Genomic DNA, 1,661 nt, shown 5'->3' with positions numbered 1-1,661 from the left:
TTGGATAAGCCCTCGACCGATTAGTACTGGTCAGCTCCACACATTGCTGTGCTTCCACCCCCAGCCTATCAACCTCGTCGTCTTCAAGGGGTCTTACTAAATTGGGAAATCTCATCTTGAGGGGGGCTTCACGCTTAGATGCTTTCAGCGCTTATCCCGTCCGTACTTGGCTACCCAGCGGTGCTCCTGGCGGAACAACTGGTACACCAGCGGTACGTCCATCCCGGTCCTCTCGTACTAAGGACAGCTCCTCTCAAATTTCCTGCGCCCGCGACAGATAGGGACCGAACTGTCTCACGACGTTCTGAACCCAGCTCGCGTACCGCTTTAATGGGCGAACAGCCCAACCCTTGGGACCTACTTCAGCCCCAGGATGCGATGAGCCGACATCGAGGTGCCAAACCTCCCCGTCGATGTGGACTCTTGGGGGAGATAAGCCTGTTATCCCCAGGGTAGCTTTTATCCGTTGAGCGATGGCCCTTCCATTCGGTACCACCGGATCACTAAGCCCGACTTTCGTCCCTGCTCGACTTGTTGGTCTCGCAGTCAAGCTCCCTTATGCCTTTGCACTCTCCGAATGATTTCCAACCATTCTGAGGGAACCTTTGGGCGCCTCCGTTACATTTTAGGAGGCGACCGCCCCAGTCAAACTGCCCGCCTGACACGGTCCCCGAACCGGTTTCACGGTTCTAGGTTAGAACTCCGATACGATCAGGGTGGTATCCCAACGTCGCCTCCACACAAGCTGGCGCTCATGCTTCAATGGCTCCCACCTATCCTGTACAGATCGTACCAAAGTCCAATATCAAGCTGCAGTAAAGCTCCATGGGGTCTTTCCGTCTTGTCGCGGGTAACCTGCATCTTCACAGGTATTAAAATTTCACCGGATCTCTCGTTGAGACAGCGCCCAAGTCGTTACGCCATTCGTGCGGGTCAGAATTTACCTGACAAGGAATTTCGCTACCTTAGGACCGTTATAGTTACGGCCGCCGTTTACTGGGGCTTCGGTTCACAGCTTCGGGTTACCCCTAACCGCTCCCCTTAACCTTCCAGCACCGGGCAGGCGTCAGCCCGTATACTTCGCCTTACGGCTTCGCACAGACCTGTGTTTTTGCTAAACAGTCGCTTGGGCCTTTTCACTGCGGCCCCCTCGGGCTATTCACCCTACCGAGGCACCCCTTCTCCCGAAGTTACGGGGTCATTTTGCCGAGTTCCTTAACGAGAGTTCTTCCGCGCGCCTTAGCATGCTCTGCTCGCCTACCTGTGTCGGTTTGCGGTACGGGCACCTAGATCTAACTAGAGGCTTTTCTCGACAGCCGGAGTACATGACCTTCGCTACTGCAATTTTCGCTCCCCATCACAGCCTAGCTTACACGAGTTGCGGATTTGCCTACAACTCTGCCTCACTGCTTGGACGGGCTATTCCATCAGCCCGCGTCACTGCCCTTCTGTGTCACCCCATTGCTCAAACAATCTTCGGTGGTACAGGAATTTCAACCTGTTGTCCTTCCACTACGCCTTTCGGCCTCGCGTTAGGTCCCGACTTACCCTGAGTGGACGAGCCTTCCTCAGGAACCCTTAGGCTTTCGGCGGACAAGATTCTCACTTGTCTTTTCGTTACTCATACCGGCATTCTCACTTGAATGCAGTCCACCAGTCCT

Annotated in this window: 1 rRNA gene; it reads right to left on the bottom strand. The window is 54.8% G+C overall.

The features are described 5' to 3' along the window. A 23S ribosomal RNA gene (locus ACFVTB_RS27540) occupies nt 1-1,661 on the bottom strand; the annotation flags it as partial.

This window comes from Paenibacillus sp. NPDC058071, assembly GCF_042885235.1.
GTDB lineage: Bacteria > Bacillota > Bacilli > Paenibacillales > Paenibacillaceae > Pristimantibacillus.
This window is presented reverse-complemented; position numbering and strand designations above follow the sequence as displayed.